The organism is Candidatus Eisenbacteria bacterium, from assembly GCA_026388185.1.
Classification (GTDB): Bacteria; Eisenbacteria; RBG-16-71-46; order JAFGJU01; family JAFGJU01; genus JAPLKG01.
Genome location: JAPLKG010000011.1, coordinates 1 through 18,741 on the forward strand (window position 1 = coordinate 1; position 18,741 = coordinate 18,741).

The window sequence follows — 18,741 nt, forward strand, 5'->3', positions numbered from 1 at the left end:
TATATACTGAGACATGGCTGGGCTCCTTTCCTCTTTGAGTGCTTGCGGCACTCATGTGGCTCTAGTAGGAACGGTTAACGATGACAGTTCCACACTAACCCACGATTAGTTGAGGAGTCCAGCCAGATCCATAAAGTCTGATTGTGACGTGGCATGACTACCGCAACGAGAGCAGCAGTGACATCTATGCGCAGAAGGTGAATGGCTCGGGCGCGGTTCAGTGGGTGGCCAATGGCGTGGACATCTGCACGGCAACGGGGAATCAGGTGTATCCGGCGATCACGTCCGATGGTGCTGGTGGGGCGATTGTGACGTGGTATGACGCCCGCAGCGGTAACTATGACGTTTATGCGCAGCGGGTAACCGCTGCCGGAGACATTGCGGGCGCCGTGGTCAATGCTAGTCCACCGTTCAGCACTACCAACTGCTCCACCAACAAATCCATTGAGTTCCGGTACGATGCATCAGGATTCCCTGAGCAAGTTCGAGGATATGAAGTCACCTTCTCCATCGATACTAATGTGGTCAGGGTGAGCGATCCCGATGTTGATATCACGGAGGGGACGTTCCTCAGTTCCGTGGGTCCTACCTTCTTTTCTGTTGCTGATGAGGGCGGAGGATCTTACAAGGTAAGCTGTACAATAATTGGTGGCAGTTCGGGGGCGACGGGTGTAGGAGATCTTTTCCAGGTTAACCTGACTCCCGTTGCTGAAGGAATCAGCGACATTGCTATCACCAACACGAAGGTACGTGACATCAACAACAGTACCGTAATTACCCGTGAAGAGAACGGCGATATCCGGGTTGACTGCACGCCTCCGACGATGGAGCCTATTGCTGAACCTCAGGGTCGGTACTACAGCACGGCTCCTTCTTTCGGCAACTTCGGTTTCGATGATGACGTGAACCTTGACCTTGCGGACTATCGGATTGACTCCGGCGGGTGGCAGAGCATTTTTGTCGACATTGACACTACCGAGTACAATGCCGACGGATTCATCTTGCCGGGATTCGCGGGCTTGTCTGAGGGGTCGCACACGGTCTATTTCCGTGTTAAGGACGACGCGGGCAACTGGAACGGCGAGGGGGTTCCGAACACCTACAGTTGGCAGTTCTATGTGGATCGCACGGCTCCCACGATGGAGCCAATCGTTGAGACCCAAGGCAAGTACTACAAGACGGCACCGTCTTTCAGTAACTTCGGTTTCGACGACGACAAGAATCTTGATCGTGCGGACCATCGGATTGACTCTGGCGGGTGGCAGAGCATCTTTGTCAACATTGACGCCAGCCAGTACAATGCCGACGGATTCGTCTTGCCGGGGTTCGCGGGCCTGTCTGAGGGATTGCATACGATCTATTTCCGTGTTAAGGACGACGCAGGCAACTGGAACGGCGAGGGGACGCCCGCTACTTACAGTTGGCGGTTCATTAAGGACACGGTCGCGCCTGCTCCGCCGCACGATTTTCTTGCGCTTCCTGGACACAACAAGGTTCACTTGACTTGGATGAATCCCGCGGGCGATACCACGTTCTCTCAAGTGGAGATCCGTCGTGTCCGTTGGTCTGACTACCCAGAGTACGAGGGGCCGGCTCCCTCTTATCCTGCGAATCAGACTCAGGGATCCTTAGTCGTTCAAACAAGTTCTGAAGCGTACGACAACGCTGTTGGCGCCTGGCAGCGCGACATCTATTACTACGCTGCGTTCGCTTTTGACAGTGCTGGAAACTATTCGGCATTTGATTCAATTGCGGCAGATCGTTCGACAAGCTACTGGCTTGGGGACATTGATCTCACGGGTACTGTGGAAGCTTCAGATCTTGTCGTTTTCTCGGGTGCTTTCGGGACCGCAGAAGATGAACCGGGATGGACGCCAGAGAGCGATTTTGGACCTACGGACGATGACTCCAGACTCGGCATCCCAATGCCTGACGATGTCGTAGATTTTGAAGATCTCATGATACTTGCGATGAACTACGGGAACGTGTCACCTTTAGGGATGCCCGGTCTTCTTGCAATTGAATCCCCCACGGAGCTAGAACAGCTTGTCTCGATCAGAATCTCTGCTGAACAGGTTGTGGAAGCTTCAAGTGGTACGGCCGTCGTATCTGTCGTGATTGAGAATGACGCCGCTTCACTCAAGGGCTTGCGTCTGCTCCTGGACTACGGAGCCGGTAATGACCTAGTAAGGGTAGAGCGTGGAGCGCTCATCTCAGAGAGTCCAGAGAGCTTCTTGGGTACGAGGCCGGTTGAAGAGGGCAAAGTGGAAATAGGCATTGCAACTCTCGGGATCGACCGCGCCTTTGAGGGATCAGGTGAGATCGTGCGGCTCGTTATCCAAAGTGGGAGCAGCGATCCGGTCCGTGTGCATCTGGAGAAGGTAGATCTCAGAAACGTGCGGAACGAGTCGGGGCAGATCGAGGTGGTTGAAGAGTACGACGCACCTTTCGTTCCCTCTGTTACGGCGATTCTGCAGAACCATCCCAATCCCTTCAACCCTGTGACAACGATTACCTACGATGTTGCGGCCAGCGGTAACGTGACGATCCAGATCTTTGATGTATCCGGACGACTCATTGTCACGCTAGTCGATGCACAGAGAGAAGTAGGGCGCTACACGGTTGAATGGAATGGCAAGAGCGCGGATGGAACAGCCGTTCCGACGGGGCTCTATTTCTACCGGATGAAAGCGCTTGGTTACGCTTCTTCGGCGAAGAAGATGCTCTTGCTAAAGTAGAAAGCCAAGAGCAGGAAAGCGCGGGAGGTGATCTAGGCACCTCCCGCGTGCTTTCCTATACAGGAGACAGAAAAAAACATGAGGAAGGGAGCCTATCTCTTCAGGGTAGCCCTGCTGGTCAGTGGCGTCGTGCTCTTCTCGCCGAGCGAAAGAACGGTCTGTTTTGCGAACGGGAAGGAATCCTGGCAGACCAACGGCGGGGATGCCAGCGTTTCGTTCTATCCTCAGCATGTCTCTATCGAGCCTGCCGCACGCTGTACGCTCCAGGTCCTTGTTCAGGACACGATTGATTCCCTTAGCTGTATGGAATGCGTGATTACGTTCGATACTTTGCTCGTGAGATTGGTGTCCACGGGAGAGGGGAATTTGTTCAAGAAGGCGGCGTTCCCCACTTTTTTCGAGTCAAGACATACCGCTCCGGATACAGAGTCTGTGGCTGATTGTGTCCTCGGTTACCGAAGTTACTTTCTTCCCCCAGGTGAGTTGGTTCGCTTCGTCTTTGAGGCGAAAGAGAGCGGGGCATGCTTGGTTCGGATCGTCAAGATGAGGCTGTGGGACATAAACAGAGACGAGTTGTTTCCCGTGCTTGAGCCCGACGCGTGGGTATTCGTAGGAGCATCTACGGGGATCGAGCCGATGATCGTCTCTGACGAGCGGTTGACGAGTTGTCCCAATCCGTTCAACAGACATACGTCGCTCATTCTCAGGCTCCCCTTAGCAGACACGCGCCCCATCGAGTCACGCGCATCCGCTTCAGTCTATTCCTTGGCGGGACGAAAGATACGCTTGATCTTCGATGGTCGAGTGGTTTCGGGAGAAAACAGGATGGTCTGGGATGGTCGCGATGAATGTGGCAACGAAGTGCCTCCAGGTATCTACTTTGCCATTACCAATACAGAAGGAGAGATATACAGAACAAAACTCGTCTTGATTCGTTAGTATCAAACTAACAAGTGAGAATTGTGTTCTGCGCCGACATACGCCGTCTCTCTCATGGAGTAAAATGATCCAACTTACATGGGGCTCTCTGAAGAGTAAGTTCTAGATGGGAGCTTTGTGCGGCGTGAGGCCGATATCGGGAACTCCCAAACCACCGTACATCCCCTTCCAACGATAGTACGTCTGCTCCCCAATACCGTGGTCCGATGGCTCCTGGCGCGGTAGTTGTTCCTTCGCCTCCACAGGGATGTTTCGAATTGAGAGGGGTGACCAGACAATCCGGTTATCCCTCTTGTATTGCCGGTCAGGCGACGAAACCCGCAAGCTTTGCCTTGTCTGCGCGTTCGTTCCGTAATAGACTTATAATTTATGAAAGCTGCTAGCGAAACTCGGGGTCGTCGCGCGAATGGTCTAGTTCACCATGACGTGCGCCACCTAGCGTGAACGCGGAGGCCACAGAGGAGAGATCATGACGAGAAGATGTGTGAGCCCTCCATCGCGGGGGCGGGTAGGCTATGTCGTACGCGGCTTGGCGTGCTCGTTAATCGCCGCTCTGGTGCTCTCAGGCTGTACAAACAAGAAGGCCGCCCACGTGCCGCCGGTGCCGGTGACCGTGGCTAAAGTTGTGATCCAACCGACGCCTCTCTCTCTGGACGCCGTTGGCGTTGTGGAGGCCCTGGAGACCGTGTCCGTGAAAGCCCAAGTGGGCGGAGTCGTCACTCAGGTGAGATTCTCGGAGGGACAGGAGGTGCGAGCAGGCCAGCCGCTCTTCGAGATCGATCCCCGGCCGTTCAAAGTGGCGCTTGACGCCGCCGAGGCCCAGCTCGCTAGGGACAAGTCTCAATCGGCCAACGCCGAAGTCCAGGCCAAACGCTATGCCGATCTCATCAAGAAGGACTTCGTAACGCAGGAACAGTACGACGACGCCGTGACGCAGGCCGAGATGCTCAGATCCACCGTCCAGGCAGACGATGCCGCGGTGGAGCAGTCTCGACTGAACCTGGCCTACGCGTCCATCCTTGCTCCCATTTCCGGCCGCACGGGCAGCATCCTCGTGAAGAGGGGCAACGTGGTAAAGGCCAACGACGCCACCCTGGTAGTCATCAACCAGATGACTCCCGTCCGCGTGAGCTTCGCCGTCCCCGAGAGTCGACTGCCGTTGGTAAAGAAATACGCCGATCGGGGAAGGCTGGAGGTCCGCGTGAAACCGTCGAGGGACGGCAGCCGTCCCGAGGTGAAGGGGCACCTGGCATTTCTCGACAACGCGGTTGATCCTAACACCGGTACCGTGACCCTCAAGGCCGAGCTCTCGAATGAGGACGACTCCTTGCTGCCCGGCCAGTTTGTGGACACGGAATTGATTCTCACAGTGGAAACCGACGCCCTCACAGTGCCGGCCGGAGCCGTGGTCACGGGACAAGATGGCAGTTTTGTGTTTGTGGTCGGTTCAGACAACAAAGTGGAAAAGCGTCCCGTCGAGGTCAATAGAACGTTCAACAATACGGCCGTCGTTGAACGGGGCCTGAAGCCGGGCGAGACAGTGGTGACCGACGGTCAGATGCGGCTGGTGCCGGGAGCCACGGTCGCGGTCAGGTTGGAGCAGAAGACGGGGTCCAGATGAACATTTTCATCAACAGGCCCGTCATGACGACCCTTCTCATGGCGGCCATCATCATTGCCGGAATCCTCGGTTACGGGCGTCTGCCCGTTAGCGATCTGCCCACCGTGGACTTCCCGACCATTTCCGTGTCGGCTAGCCTCCCCGGAGCGAACCCTGAGACCATGGCCTCGGCAGTGGCCACGCCGCTCGAGAAGCAGTTCTCCACGATTTCAGGCATCGACAACATGACCAGCACGAGCAGCTTGGGCTCGACGCGCATCACCATCCAATTCAGCTTGGACCGGGACATCGACGCGGCAGCCCAGGACGTTCAGGCCGCCATAGCGGCGGTCTCCCGGCAACTTCCCAAGGACATGACCACTCCGCCTTCGTACCGGAAAGCGAACCCTGCGCAACAACCGATTCTTTTCATCGCTCTCGAATCGCCGACGCTCCCGCTCTATCAGCTCGACGAGTATGCCGAAAACCTCATGGCGCAGCGCATCTCCATGGTGAGCGGCGTGGCTCAGGTTCAGGTGTATGGAGGTCAGAAGTACGCCGTGCGCATCCAGCTTGACCCTCGCGCGCTGGCCGCCAGGGGCATCGGAATGGACCAAGTGATAAGCGCAGTGAACTCGAGCAACGTGAACATGCCGACGGGGACCCTGTGGGGCCGCGAGAAGACCTTCACGGTCAAGGCCTCGGGCCAACTCAACAGCGCGGAGAGCTACAGGTCCATTGTCGTGGCCTACCGTAACGGAGCTCCCGTGCGTCTGGAGGATCTGGGTAACGTCTTCGACAGCGTTCAGAACAACAAGACGGCCGCGTGGTTCAACGACAGCCGATGCATCATGCTAGCCATACAACGCCAACCCGGTACGAACACCGTGGAGGTGTCGAACGCCGTCAAAGCGCTTCTACCGAGTTTCAAGAGTCAGATCCCCGCGTCCGTCAACCTCCACGTTATGTTTGACAAGGCCGTGCCCATTCAGGCATCCGTGAACGACGTGAAGTTTACTCTCTTGCTCACGCTCTTTCTCGTGGTCATGGTTATCTTTCTCTTCCTAAGGAACTTCTCGGCCACCGTGATTCCAAGCCTCGCCTTGCCCATGTCCGTGGTGGGCACCTTCGCCGCCATGGCGTTGCTCGGGTTTAACCTCGACAACCTTTCCCTCATGGCCCTCACGTTGGCCGTCGCCTTCGTTGTGGACGACGCCGTCGTAATGCTGGAGAACATCTTCCGGCACCTTGAGATGGGGAAGACGCCTTTTGTTGCCGCCGTGGACGGAGCGAGGGAAGTGGCCTTTACCATAGTTTCCATGACCCTCTCCCTGATTGCCGTCTTCATCCCCATCCTCTTCTTGGGCGGAATCATGGGGCGGCTGTTCAGGGAGTTTTCCGTGACCATCATGGTGGCGATTCTTATTTCCGGCTTTGTCTCCCTGTCGCTCACCCCCATGATGTGCAGTCGCTTCCTCAAACACGAGACCAAGGAGAAGCACGGGCGCTTTTTCGATACCGTCGAATCTTTCTGGCTCAAGGCTCTCGGGTTCTACGAAAGGACTCTTGGATGGGTGGTCCAGAGGAAGCGGGTGGCGCTTCTCTTTTCGGCAGCGATCCTGGCTGGAACCGTTCTTCTGTTCATCATCGTACCGAAGGGCTTCGTTCCCAGCGAAGACACGGGCTTTCTCTCCGGCAGCACGGAAGGGGCAGAGGGGCTTTCCTTCGAGAGCATGGTCAAGCACCAGAGGGCCGTGGCCGCCGTCCTGGCAGGGGATCCCAACATTGCAGACATCATGTCCTCAGCGGGCGGTGGCGGCGGGGGGAACCAGGGCGACATGTTCATCAAGTTGAAGCCGCGGCGCGACCGAAAGATGAGCGCCGACCAGGTGGTCAACGCAATCCGGATGAAGGTGGCAAGGATCCCGGGCATCCGCGTGTTCATCGTGAACCCGCCGGCCATCAACGTAGGCGGGCGCCACGCCTCAGGGCTCTACCAGTACACGCTTCAGTCCTCGGACCTCAAGTCACTCTACTCCAGCGAGCCCGGCCTCGAAGCCAAGCTCAAAGCCAGTCCCTTGTTGAGGGACGTGAACAGCGACCTGCGGATCAGTAACCCCGAGGTAGACGTAGAAATCGACAGAGACCGCGCCGCGTCTCTGGGCGTCACGCCCGAGGCCATCGAGACCGCACTCTACTCCGCTTACGGCACTCGGCAGGTCACCACGATCCTGGCTCCCGACAACCAGTACTACGTCATAATGGAACTCTTCCCTGAGTATCAGGCGGACCCCTCGGCCCTGCAGTTTCTCTACGTCCGCTCGCAGGCTGGGAACCTCGTGCCCGTCTCTGCGCTCACAAGAATCGAGACCGGAGCCGGTCCCCTCACGGTGAACCACGCGGGCCAACTCCCCTCGGTGACGATCTCCTTCAACCTCGGCGAGGGGGTGTCTCTCAGCCAAGCCGTGGCCGTGGTGGACAAGATCGCCAGTGAGACGCTCCCGTCCTCCATCGCAACGAGCTTTTCGGGCACCGCCCAGGTTTTCCAGTCCTCCCAGACCAGTTTGTTGGGTCTCCTGATCCTGGCCGTTCTGGTCATCTATCTGATCCTGGGCATCCTGTACGAGAGTTTCGTTCACCCCGTCACAATACTCACAGGCTTGCCCTTCGCCGTGTTCGGGGGCCTCGGGATCCTGCTTCTGTTCCGTGTGGACCTGAACCTTTACAGTTTCGTGGGGCTCATTCTGCTCATCGGCGTCGTCAAGAAGAATGCCATCATGATGATCGACTTCGCCATCGAGGCGAGGAACCGGGGCATGGAGTGCGAGGAGGCAATACTCCAGGCCTGTAAGATTCGTTTTCGACCCATCATGATGACGACCGTCGCGGCCCTCATGGCCACCCTCCCCATCGCCTTGGGACTGGGCGCGGGCTCTGAGTCCCGCCGTCCCTTGGGTCTGTGCGTCGTGGGCGGTCTACTCTTCTCGCAGCTAGTCACTCTGTACGCCACCCCCGTCTTCTACATCTACCTGGACAAGCTGGAAGGAAGACTGGGAGGGATGTTCGGGCATCTCAGGGGCCGTCGGGTGGGATGAGGGTAGCGGTGCCGGGGGCTTGATTGAGGAGTGTTGGGGCCGACGGGCTTGACACGGGCGATACGGGCGACCTCACAATCCCGCAGGGTTCTACATGCGGATCTCGCATTGAGGAGTGAATGGCAGGGCGTAAGGTAATCGTCATCGGGGCAGGCGCATCCGGTCTCATGGCCGCCGGGCAGGCCGCGGAACTGGGGGCTGAAACGCTCCTTCTCGAAAAGATGGATCGCCCCGGACGCAAGCTGAGCATCGCGGGCAAGGGACGCTGCAATCTGACCAACGTGACCCCGCTTCGCGAATTTATCGAGCATTTCGGAGCCAACGGACGTTTCCTTCGGCAAGCCTTTTCCCGGTTCTTCACGCCGGAACTCGTGGCATTTCTTGAAGAGAGGGCGGTACGCACCGTGACCGAGCGGGGGGGACGCGTCTTTCCGGCGAGCGGTCGGGCTCAAGACGTGGTGGATGCGTTGGTGCGCTGGGTCCGCGAACGCGGCGTGACCGTGCAGACCCGGTCGCCCGTGGAACAGCTGATCGTCGAGGGAAAGCGGGTCGTCGGAGTGACAGTGTCCCGCAGGCGCGTTTATCGCGGGGACGCGGTGATCGTGGCTACTGGTGGGGCGTCCTATCCCGCGACCGGGTCAACGGGGGACGGATATCAACTTGCCGGTTCGGTGGGCCACACCATCGTGCCGATTCGACCGGCGCTCGTTCCCTTAGAAACAGCCGGCGACATCGCCCCCAAGTTGCAGGGCCTGAGCCTGCGGAATGTGACAGTCAGGGTGCTGGTCAACGGAAAAAAGCGAGCCGAGGCCTTCGGTGAAATGCTCTTCACACACTTCGGCGTTTCCGGTCCCATCGTCCTCTCACTGAGTAAGCAGGTGGTGGACGCGCTACGCCTCGACGAGAAAGTGGTGCTTTCCATCGACCTCAAGCCCGCTCTCGACGAGAGCGAGATGGACGCGCGTCTTCTTCGCGACCTTGGCGCGCACGGCAAACGGCAATTTCACACGTTGCTCAAGGGATTGTTGCCCCAAAAACTGATCCCGGTCTGCGCAGACTTGACACGCATCCCTCCGGACAGGGCGGCGCATGAGATGACTACACAGGAGCGTAAGCGGCTGCGGACGTGGCTCAAGGATTTTCGCCTGGAGGTCACCGGACACCGTCCTCTTGCGGAGGCGATAGTCACGGCAGGCGGCGTGGATACGCGAGAAGTGGACCCGCGCACCATGGCCTCGCGACTTGTGAGCGGCCTTCATCTCACCGGTGAGGTGCTGGACCTGGACGCGGACACCGGCGGCTATAACCTGCAAGCCGCGTTTTCCACCGGTTGGGTGGCCGGGTGGGCCGCCGCCGGCTGCATGGGGGACTGAACTTCACGACGAGATGCTTGCAGCCCTCCCATTGGAGATTGGCTCCGCGGGCTGGACTGGAACCACAAGGCCGCTGCCATTCAGCCGCAAATTGGTCGGTGTTCGAGAAGCCCTCTCATGTCAACACACGGAAAACGTCCGCTGCTGTAATCAGATCTGTGTCCCTACGAGCCCGTGTTTCAGCAGCGAATACTCGTTCGACTACGCGTTCATAGTTTTTCACAAACGGCAGTCGCGCCGTCTTTCTTTTCAATTCCTGTCGGGCCCGGGCTAGCCCGCCGGCATCAATTGTCAATCTCGCCTCGCCCACGAGCAACGTTCTGCCGTCGATGGACTCGGCGACGACATCCACCTCCAAACGATTCTTGTCCGTACCGCCGCCCCACCACCTGTGCGCCGGTCGCCATTCGATTCCCTCCATCGGTAACCGGGGGACGGCGCATCTCACGAGCGTCTCCCAAACCTCCCCATAGTGCGTCGCGATATCTCTTTCTATCTCGCGCGCGACACTCTTCAAGGCTCCGGCCTCCAACCGTGAACGGTTAGGTTCGACGAACCTGAACCAGAAGGCGAGAAAAGGATCCAGTATCTTGTAGAGCGATTTCTTGCTGCTTTTCTCAGAAAAACCGAACGGTTGCTCGCGGTGAACCAGACCCAGCTCCAGGAGTCGCGACAGAGGGCGCGTGAGAGAGGTCACAGGTTTCTCCATGCGCGCGGCGATCTCCGAAATCCGATTGCAGCCTCGCCCTATCAACGAAAGAACAGACGCGGCTTGGGCCGTTTCGCGAAGATCGTCGAGCAGGAGGCGACTCGGCTCGGCGTGAAGAACACCCAACGGATCCAGGACAAGTTCCTGCACGGCTTCCCAGTTCGAGCCACGGTCCAAAGCCAGTTCCCAGTAGTGTGGAATACCTCCCCACAGGGAGTACACTTCCAGTAGCTGGATACCACGCAAGTGTTTGAATGCCTCGCTCACCCAAGCAGCCCCCAATGGGCCGACGTTGATGATCTCCTGCGCTCTGCCGTAAAGCGGTGCAGTGGTGTCCAAGACCAATCCGTGCATCATCCGCTGTGCCGAGCCAGATACGACCAAGTGAAGGCGCGTCGCCTTATGTTGGTCGATGAGCTTCTGCAAGATGCTCGGCAGCTCGCGGCTTCCACTGACCAGGTAAGGGAATTCATCGAGAGCCAAAACGGTGCCTCGGGGTGCGTCGCGCCACCACCGCACTAGCAGGCTTGTCCAGTCCGGATAGGTCACCTGGTCGAATCCCGGCACTACAGTGGAAACTGCAGCAGCGAGCGCCGCCCGTTGCAGACTCGGTTCTCGTTCGTCTCCCACGTAATAGACGGCCGACCGGTTCGGTAGTACTTCTTGGAGAAGGCGCGACTTGCCGCAACGACGGCGTCCATAGAGGCAGCAGAACGAACCCTCTTGTCGCACGAACGCCCCAGCAAGGCGTGACCGTTCATTCTCTCGGTCGAGGAATTCTAGTCGCATGGCATATTATCCTCCCCTCAGAATTATGCGCCAACAACATTATGTTTTTACAACATATCCATCACGCGGTCAAGAGAATAGTTTCCAGTTGGTTCTACCGTAGCCAGCTTTGTGCGCGTCTTCTTCGCGATCTTGGCGCGCACGGCAGACGACAGTTTCACGCGGCGCTGAACTTCGCGACGAGATGCCTGCAGCCCTCCGATTGAAGAGTGGCCCCGCGGGCTGGAAGATGTTCAAGCTTTTTGTGTAGGCACGTAGCCTGGTTCGAGTCGAGAGTGGCTCCGCGGGCTGGTATCACAGAGCGCGGTGTTGTGGGATACGGTCCGTCTGCGCGTGAGACGCGTAGCGAAGGGCCACACACGCATCACAATCCTTCCCGAACCGACGCCAAGAGCAGTCTGCTGAGCACGTTGGGGTGCAGCCACTCTGACGCTGCTTTGACCCGAAGAAAAATCTTCCGCCTATTCCACTCGAAGAAATTCAATCTGAGCACAGAAGAGCGCGTTAGCGCCAGCCTTGGGCTGACGATCTCTGCCACCAGCAGACGGGGGGAGGTCACGGTTCATAGCTGGGTTCGTTCTTGGTAGAGGCAAAAGCCTCTTGTTCTACTACTGGGGTGTATCGAAGCGACAGAAAGGCGGGTCATGAATAAGCCTCTGCTTGAAGCGGCCTTGCGTTACGCCGAACGGGGATGGGCCGTACTGCCTTTGTACGACACGACGCCCAGCGGGTTGTGTGGCTGTGGAGACCCCCGGTGTAAAGCGCCTGGGAAGCATCCTCGAACACCTGGTGGGTTCCATGATGCAACGACGAATCCCGAGGCGATTCATGGATGGTGGAGCAGATGGCCCCAGGCCAACATCGGGATTGCGTGCAAGGCCAGCGGATTGGCGCCGCTGGATGTGGACGTGAAAAAGAGTGCACGTGGTGAGGAATCGTTGCGTTCTCTCATCGAGCGTTTCGGGTCCGAGTTTACCGAAACGGCTCACGTAGAGACTCCATCCGGAGGGTCACACTACTATTACAGCTTGGTGGATGGTATCAAGAACACAAACGGAGTGCTCGGCCCCGGTCTTGAAACGAAAGTTGATGCCTATGTGGTTGCCCCACCTTCCAAGATTGGTCATCGAGAATACCGCTGGACACACGCACCGGAAACCACACCTGTCTTGCCGTTCCCTGACTACCTCTTGAGTCTTCTGACCGAACGAAGGGCTGACCACAAGATCGCTTCCGGCCTCGCCGTCGATGAGGGCATCCCCGAAGGACGCCGTAACATCACGTTGATCAGCTTGGCCGGTGCGATGCGTCGGCGGGGGATGAGCCAGGTGGCAATCGAAGCGGGGTTGGCGGCGGAAAACGTTCAACGCTGCAACCCTCCCCTGGCAGAGGCTGAGGTGAGAAGTATCGCCCAATCTGTGGGTCACTACTTGCCTGCGGACACGACGCTTCTCGCTGTGCGGGACTATGCCCATACCGAGACTTTGGCCCTCCTGTTCAAGGACCGTTATCGTTGGGCTGCCCATCGGAGTTCCTGGATGGCGTGGGGAGACGGCGTATGGCAGCCTGCCACGGAACAGCAGATGGCGGCCAAGGCTGCCGAGGAGCTGCGCAGAGAGTACGCCAGACGGCTGGCGAGTTGCACGGACAAGGATGAGGTGCGCCGGCTCACGGTGCTGGCGAATGAATCATGCATGTACGCTCGAGTCCAGGGTGCACTGTCGTTTCTCAAAGGTAAGGAGGGGTTTCACACCAATCCCGAGCAGTGGGACGCTGACCCCTGGATTCTGAACGTGAGAAATGGAGTAGTGGATCTCCGAGCTGGCGAGCTGCGCTCACATTTGCCCAACGACTTGTGCACGAAACAGGCCCTCGTGGATTTTGATCCATCGGCGCTTGGCAGCTCCTGGCTGACGCATCTGGAACGGTGTCTACCCAACGTCAATGTAAGGCGACAGGTGCAGCGGGATCTGGGCTTGGCTTTGGTGGGTGGAACACTCGACGAGTTCTTGCCTATCTGGTTTGGCGTCGGAGCCAACGGTAAGTCCACTACGGCCCGGGTGATGCAGAACGTCCTCGGGGACTACGCCAAGAAAGCTGCACCAAAACTTCTAGTTCAGGGCAAGAACGAGCGACACCCTACTGAGATCGCCGACCTGTGCGGCTCAAGACTCGTTTTCAGCATTGAGACGGACGAAGGAAAAGGGCTGGCCGAGGGGTTGGTAAAAGACCTAACTGGCGGCGACCGCAAGAAAGCACGCTTCATGCGAGGAGACTTCTTCGAGTTCGGACAAACCTTCACCATCGTGCTCCTGGTCAACCACAAGCCCACTATCAGCGGAACCGACGAAGGTATATGGCGACGAGTACGGCTGGTGCCATGGACCGAGACCATTCCGGAAGCAGAGCGGCGACCGCAGGATGAAGTCGTCGCCGAGCTAGGGGCGGAGGGGAGCGCAGTGCTCAACTGGGTTTTGGCAGGACTTCAGGATTGGCAGCGAGATCATCATTGGATGGCCGAGGAGGTTCGAGTGGCTACTGCAGCATATCGAGATGAACAGGACGCCTTGAGCGGCTTTCTGACCGACAGCTGCGAGTTGGGGCCGCGATTCACTGCGGCAATCACCGAGCTGCACGAGACGTACACTGCCTGGTGCGAAAACGTCTGCGAGGAGCCGTTGACAAAGCGGAGGTTTGGCGAACTGTTGCGACAGAGGGGGATCGTCCAGCGTCGCGTGGGGCACGCAGGCTCCCGTCAGTGGGTGGGAATACGTCTGTGCAATGACGTGCTGACAGATGCTGACAGACTTTCCATATCATCCCACGCGAGAGACGAATATAAGAATGAACCAGAACATTTGTCACCATCTGTCAGCAGTGCTAGGTCCACTGGATAAGGAGGGCTTTCAATGGAGAGATAATTCCCTGATTGATAGGTAATTAAGGCGCGGGCGTTCCGAATCTCGCGGTGACGCCGTGAAGTGTGGTGGAATGAGAAGCGGAGACTGCCCGCGCCGTTGCTGGGGAGAATGGGAGAGAAGATGGACATGGAAATACGTGAAGTGGACTTGGAGAGGCTTGAGCCGGCGCCTTACAACCCGCGTGAGATATCGGGCGAGGCGCTTGCCGGGCTAGCTCACAGCATCGATGAGTTTGGGCTTGTAGAACCCATCGTCTGGAATGAACGGACCGGGCACGTTGTTGGAGGCCACCAGAGGCTTAAAGTTCTGGAGGAGACGGGGGTCAAGAGCACCAAGGTCGTGGTGGTTGACCTTGACCCGGCGAGGGAGAAGGCGCTCAACGTGGCCTTGAACAGCAGGCACATACAGGGCGAGTGGACAGAAGGTCTGGGAGCGATTCTACAGGAGCTCAAAGTTGAACTGCCGGAATTGTGTGCCGAGCTTAGATTGGATGTCTTGGAGACTGACTTCCAGAAGCTCTTTCCGGCAGAAGGCTATGCGGGCCTGGTCGATCCCGACCTCATTCCAGAAGAGCCAGAGAAACCAGTGAGCAGGCCTGGCGATTTGTGGCAACTTGGCAGGCATCGCCTTCTCTGCGGGGACTCCACAAAGCCGGAGACGCTGAAGGCTCTCATGGGCGGGAAGAAGGCTGTGCTTGTTGCCACTGACCCGCCATACGGGGTGGCCTACGACGGTAATCAGCACCGAAGGAAGGTTAGCCCCACGAAGCACGGCGGTGGCATCGTGTATCGCCCGATTCTGAACGACGACCTCGAGGGACAGAAGCTCTTGGAGTTCTTGACCGGAGCGTTCAAGGCTGCAGCATCGGTCTCTACTCCCGACGCCTCGTGGTATGTGTGGCACGCGAGCGTGACGAGGGACATTTTCATCGAGGCCTTGAAGTCAGTCGGAGTTGAGGTTCACCAGGAAATCGTGTGGGTGAAAGAGAACTTTCAGTTTGGCCGAGCAGACTACCACTGGCGACACGAACCTTGCCTCTACGGTTGGGGAAAGAAGCACAGGTTTGTGGGAATGAGAAACCAATCCACTGTGTGGGAAGTGACAAGGGAAACCGACCACAAGCATCCAACTCAAAAAGCAGTTGAGCTTTTCGCCCGGCCCATGCGGAACAACGCGCTCTCACTGGAGCCATGCCTTGACCTGTTTGTGGGCTTTGGGACGGCCATCATAGCAGCCGAGGTAACAACGAGGGTCTGCTATGCGGTGGAGCTTGACCCGACTTACGTGGACATGGCAGTGGTCCGATGGGAGCGATTTACGGGGCAGAAGGCTCTCTTGCTCAGGGACGGCAATCTGATAGGAGGGGGCTATGAGCGAGCCAGAGAAGCAGCTGCCTGACGGGGTCGTGACCAAAGCCGAGGTCGTGAAGGCAGTCAGAAGACAACGCCCCATAAGAGGCCGGGTTTACTACGAGGAACGGCGCAAGAGAGTTGCGGAGCTTCGGGCAATAGGCAACCTCACGTTTGACCAGATAGGGGAGCGCATCACTGCCTACGGTTTTGAGCCCATGACTGGAGAGCGCGCATGGAGAGACTACCAGCTCTGCATGAAGGAGAACGCGAAGGCTTTGAACTCCGTCGAGCGAAAGAGCGAGATTGTGACGAAGCTTGAGGGTCTCTTCTCTCTTGCGTTGATGGCCTACAAGGATGCGCAGAGACAAACGAAGGAAGGGACGAGGATCCCTGACCCGTATGCGCAGGCTATCTTGTTGCAGAGGGCCGTGGAGATACTGGAGAGGTTGGCCGAGCTTTCTGGCTTCATCTCTCGCAAGGGTTTTGTGGTGACGCAGACGGTGAGCACGGAGCAGAAGCAGGTGACGCTCGATTTCCGTCAGATCGTCAACAAGTACAGGCTTGAACGTGGGCTGGCGCCGATACCGCTTGATGATAAATAGAGTGATGCCGGGCCACGGCCAAGCTTGTGACGTGACTCCAGGGCACCGACGGTCGACGGGAAACGTGCACTAGCGGAACATGGCTTTGATTTTTCCCCAGGTGGTCTCTTCTACCGCAGTCGAGCCGCAGGCAACACCATAAGCCCCGACCTGCCCGCAACCGGAGTAGTTTGCACAAGGCGAAGTGCAATTCAGATGGAAGTTGCCTCCCGCAGCATCGCAAAACTGAGGATCAAGATGGAAGTCGGCACCGGTACCAGTGCACCCGTAGTAATTGGTTGCGTTGTTCCACACGTCGTTGCAAGAAAGCGAAGGGGATCCATAGTGACAGTCAATTCCTTCAGCGTTCCCAGCCACAATGTTATTGGATATCACCGGGCTCGCACCGAAATCAAGTTCAATACCGGTACCCCTGTTGTTAACAACCGTGTTACGAGTGAATACTGGGGTAAGCGAAAGGTGTACGGGGTTCAAACAGCCCGTGATCAGATTCTCAGCAATGTATGCGTTTGCGTCACCTATGATTCCTCCGAGTTGTGCGGTGCCCAGCAACCTGTTGCGAACCACCTGGGGGGAAGAGTCCTGAACAACAACATCTGCCTCTACGTTGTTGTAGAATGTGTTGTCTTGAATCACGGTGTTTGACGAGCGGGTGATCACGCCGCCACCAGAGACTGGATATGGAGGTTCAATGTAAGTGGTGTAATTCTCCCGCATGATGTTGTTTTCAATAGTCATAGCAGACGTCTCGTCGCAACCGATACTCTTGCCCGCGATGTACTCAAGCACGCACTCTGCGACAAGACCCGCAGAACCCCTAGAAAAGATTCCGGCTCCGTTTGCCGTCTCGAACGTTCCGGGGTAGTCCATAAGCTCGCCGTTCCGGATGGTGAAACCTTTGATCACGATTCCGGGCGAAGCAATTCGGTCCAGAAGAATGCAGCGCCCGGTGTTTGTGCCGTCAATAATTGTGACCGAACTTCCCGATTGACCCACAAGATATATCGCACGACTGACGGTGACGTGTTCCTCGTAGGTTCCAGGATAGACCAAGACTGAATCTCCGGTCTGAGCCGAATCGACACAGGCCTGGATGATGGTGCAGTCCCTACTACCGTCCTGTCTAACGAGCCAAGTGCGAGCGGTGGCAGTCAACGGAGTGAGGAGAACAGAGCAGAGAACACATGCGACAACCAGAATTCTCAAGGGAATCACCTCTTGTGGGACAGTTGGATCGCCAGAAACTATCTCAGCTGATGATGCTGCCAGCTCACGCTCTTATTATACCACAAAGAAGAGAGGACATCAATCAGCATCACAAATGCGAGGTTTGCTTCCGTGGAGAACACAGCACTTACTGTGTTTCCGATCGCCCCTCAAGCAACCCAACTTCGTATAATGCCGATTATGGGATGCGTCAAAGAGAAAGCTTCTCAAGCGCCTTCCTCAAAGCCTTGTCCTCCACCCGGGCGTAGATCTCGGTAGTGGTAATGCGCTTGTGGCCGAGGGCTCGCTGCACCAGACGCAGGTCGCCTGTCTTGGAGTAGAGCCGGGTGGCAAAGGTGTGACGCAAGGAGTGGACTGAGAGCGGCTTTGTGATGCTTGCTGCTTTGAGCCAGTGATGGAACCTGAGCTGGACTTGGCGTGTGCCAAGCCTGCCGCCGTTACGGGAGCAGAACAGCGACGAGGTGTTGTCAGCCGTTTGAGCCATGATATGGTGCGCAAGCAGTCGGCAAAGCTGCGGGTTGAGGAACACCGTCTCTTGTCGCCCACCTTTGGCTCTGATGGCGATGGTCCGCTGGGCAAGATTCAGGTGGCTGACGTTCAGGCCAACCAGCGAGCCGAGTCTGATGCCGGTGCTAAGGAGCACCGAGAACATGCTGTGGTCTCTCTTGGCAAGGGCGCTGTCGGAGTTGGCAATTGTGCTGAGCAGTTTCCTCGCTTCGTCGATAGACAAGTAGCTCGGCACTCTCCTGTCAGTTGGTGTCGAGCGAATCAACCTTGCCGGGTTATCGTTCAAATAGTCTGCGTCGGTGAGGAAGCGGAAGAACACCCTGAGCGCAGTCTTGGTTCTGTTGATGGTGAGAGGGGACGTTGGCTCGCCGTTCCCATTGGCTAGGAAGCGTGCGAGCGTGTCAGGAGTGATGATGCTGACCTCGACATCTCGCTTGAGCCAGCACTTCAGCTTGCCCAGGTCTCGCAAGTAAGCCTGCTGCGTGCGCTCGCTCTTGCCGTCTGCCCGGAGCTGCGTGTCAAAGCGTTTGATCGTTGTCGAGAGCTTCATGATTTCACCTCCCTTCGAGCGGATTCTCGAGCCACATCCATGAACACTTCCTTCGAAGAGACAGTCAAGGCGATTATGCGAAGAGTTCGCTGCGTGAAGCGACTTTCCCGGCACTCAGGCCGAACATTCCGCAATGTGGCCGCGACACAGGCACTGTGTGGCCTTATCTCCGTGGACATGCCCATCTATGCCTAGCCTCTGGCAAAGCTCCACCTGACCCGCTCGAAATGGTCGAGACTCTGACAAAGGTTACAGCCACCGGGGGACAACAGGCGGTGCAGCACTGAGGACCGAGCGGTGCTCGTTAATTGCGAAACTATCACGATCTGACGGTTGCTT

General features: G+C 57.5%; 11 protein-coding genes. 8 read left to right on the forward strand and 3 right to left on the reverse strand.

Features of this window, described 5'->3' with window-relative positions; genetic code table 11:
• Positions 1–143 precede the first annotated feature (143 nt).
• The 5 genes from NTX17_05705 (at position 144) to NTX17_05725 (ending at position 9,745) form a co-directional block, all read left to right on the forward strand.
• Positions 144–2,738, forward strand: coding sequence for a T9SS type A sorting domain-containing protein (locus NTX17_05705; protein MCX5800866.1), 2,595 nt, complete (start codon positions 144–146; stop codon positions 2,736–2,738).
• Positions 2,739–2,816: 78 nt separating this feature from the next.
• Positions 2,817–3,677, forward strand: a complete 861-nt coding sequence (locus tag NTX17_05710; protein ID MCX5800867.1) for a hypothetical protein — start codon at positions 2,817–2,819, stop codon at positions 3,675–3,677.
• Positions 3,678–4,146: 469 nt separating this feature from the next.
• Positions 4,147–5,298, forward strand: coding sequence for an efflux RND transporter periplasmic adaptor subunit (locus NTX17_05715; protein MCX5800868.1), 1,152 nt, complete (start codon positions 4,147–4,149; stop codon positions 5,296–5,298).
• Positions 5,295–8,372 carry an efflux RND transporter permease subunit gene (locus tag NTX17_05720; protein ID MCX5800869.1) on the forward strand — a complete coding sequence of 1,026 codons (3,078 nt, stop codon included), beginning with the start codon at positions 5,295–5,297 and terminating at the stop codon, positions 8,370–8,372. The genes NTX17_05715 and NTX17_05720 overlap by 4 nt, the downstream gene beginning before the upstream one ends.
• A gap of 119 nt (positions 8,373–8,491) precedes the next feature.
• Positions 8,492–9,745 (forward strand): NAD(P)/FAD-dependent oxidoreductase, encoded by a 1,254-nt coding sequence (locus tag NTX17_05725; GenBank protein MCX5800870.1) that lies wholly within the window; start codon positions 8,492–8,494, stop codon positions 9,743–9,745.
• Between the two features lie 115 nt (positions 9,746–9,860).
• Here the strand turns inward: NTX17_05725 and NTX17_05730 are convergent, their stop codons facing one another.
• The gene (locus NTX17_05730) at positions 9,861–11,243 is read right to left on the reverse strand and encodes an ATP-binding protein (GenBank protein ID MCX5800871.1); all 1,383 of its coding nucleotides are present in this window, start codon (positions 11,241–11,243) and stop codon (positions 9,861–9,863) included.
• Between the two features lie 644 nt (positions 11,244–11,887).
• On the opposite strand from NTX17_05730, the gene NTX17_05735 reads away from it, so the two are divergent.
• The 3 genes from NTX17_05735 to NTX17_05745 all read left to right on the forward strand — a co-directional run bounded on the left by NTX17_05735 (position 11,888) and on the right by NTX17_05745 (position 16,118).
• Positions 11,888–14,140 carry a phage/plasmid primase, P4 family gene (locus tag NTX17_05735; GenBank protein MCX5800872.1) on the forward strand — a complete coding sequence of 751 codons (2,253 nt, stop codon included), beginning with the start codon at positions 11,888–11,890 and terminating at the stop codon, positions 14,138–14,140.
• Between the two features lie 84 nt (positions 14,141–14,224).
• Positions 14,225–15,562 carry a DNA methyltransferase gene (locus tag NTX17_05740; protein ID MCX5800873.1) on the forward strand — a complete coding sequence of 446 codons (1,338 nt, stop codon included), beginning with the start codon at positions 14,225–14,227 and terminating at the stop codon, positions 15,560–15,562.
• Positions 15,534–16,118 carry a hypothetical protein gene (locus tag NTX17_05745; GenBank protein ID MCX5800874.1) on the forward strand — a complete coding sequence of 195 codons (585 nt, stop codon included), beginning with the start codon at positions 15,534–15,536 and terminating at the stop codon, positions 16,116–16,118. The genes NTX17_05740 and NTX17_05745 overlap by 29 nt, the downstream gene beginning before the upstream one ends.
• Positions 16,119–16,187: 69 nt before the next feature.
• Here NTX17_05745 and NTX17_05750 read toward each other — a convergent pair whose 3' ends face one another.
• Positions 16,188–17,324, reverse strand: a complete 1,137-nt coding sequence (locus NTX17_05750; protein ID MCX5800875.1) for a right-handed parallel beta-helix repeat-containing protein — start codon at positions 17,322–17,324, stop codon at positions 16,188–16,190.
• Positions 17,325–17,535: 211 nt separating this feature from the next.
• Positions 17,536–18,402, reverse strand: a complete 867-nt coding sequence (locus NTX17_05755) for a tyrosine-type recombinase/integrase (GenBank protein ID MCX5800876.1) — start codon at positions 18,400–18,402, stop codon at positions 17,536–17,538.
• Positions 18,403–18,741 lie beyond the last annotated feature (339 nt).

Excerpts from the sequence above, each read along its gene's own strand:
- NTX17_05710 (MCX5800867.1), top strand. The coding sequence starts at position 2,817 with ATGAGGAAGGGAGCCTATCTCTTCAGGGTAGCCCTGCTGGTCAGTGGC.
- NTX17_05715 (MCX5800868.1), top strand. The coding sequence starts at position 4,147 with ATGACGAGAAGATGTGTGAGCCCTCCATCGCGGGGGCGGGTAGGCTAT.
- NTX17_05720 (MCX5800869.1), top strand. The coding sequence starts at position 5,295 with ATGAACATTTTCATCAACAGGCCCGTCATGACGACCCTTCTCATGGCG.
- NTX17_05725 (MCX5800870.1), top strand. The coding sequence starts at position 8,492 with ATGGCAGGGCGTAAGGTAATCGTCATCGGGGCAGGCGCATCCGGTCTC.
- NTX17_05730 (MCX5800871.1), bottom strand. The coding sequence starts at position 11,243 with ATGCGACTAGAATTCCTCGACCGAGAGAATGAACGGTCACGCCTTGCT.
- NTX17_05735 (MCX5800872.1), top strand. The coding sequence starts at position 11,888 with ATGAATAAGCCTCTGCTTGAAGCGGCCTTGCGTTACGCCGAACGGGGA.
- NTX17_05745 (MCX5800874.1), top strand. The coding sequence starts at position 15,534 with ATGAGCGAGCCAGAGAAGCAGCTGCCTGACGGGGTCGTGACCAAAGCC.
- NTX17_05755 (MCX5800876.1), bottom strand. The coding sequence starts at position 18,402 with ATGAAGCTCTCGACAACGATCAAACGCTTTGACACGCAGCTCCGGGCA.